At 67.7% G+C, this 405-nt stretch carries 1 protein-coding gene; it reads right to left on the reverse strand.

Annotated features, from left to right (window positions below; all coding sequences use genetic code 11):
- The coding region (locus ACODS9_RS26565; RefSeq protein ID WP_489095127.1) for an AMP-binding protein at positions 1 to 405 on the reverse strand (405 nt) is incomplete at both ends.

Below are 405 nucleotides of genomic sequence, written 5' to 3' on the forward strand. Positions count from 1 at the left end.
CGTGGGTGGTGCTGAAGGTGGTGGCCTCGGTCGGGCCGTAGCCATTGAGCAGGTGCTGCGGCGCGCCGTCACGCAGTACCCGGGCGATCACTGCCGGGTCCAGCACGTCGCCACCGACCATCAGGTAACGCAGGCCACGGAACGCCGGCAGCAGGTCATCGGCGAACTGGTGGAACAGGCCCGCAGTCAGCCACAGCACGGTGACTCCCTGCTCCAGCAGTGTTTCGCGCAGGCCCTCGCGCGACAGCACCTGGTCCTGGTCGATCACCGCCACCGCGCCACCGTTGAGCAGCGGCGCCCAGACTTCCAGGGTGCTGGCGTCGAACGCCGGGTTGGAGGCGAACGCCACCCGGTCCTGGCTATTGAAGTCGGCAAAACCGTTGTTGATCACCAGGCGCACGATGG

The sequence above is a fragment of the Pseudomonas sp. FG36 genome (assembly GCF_057809275.1).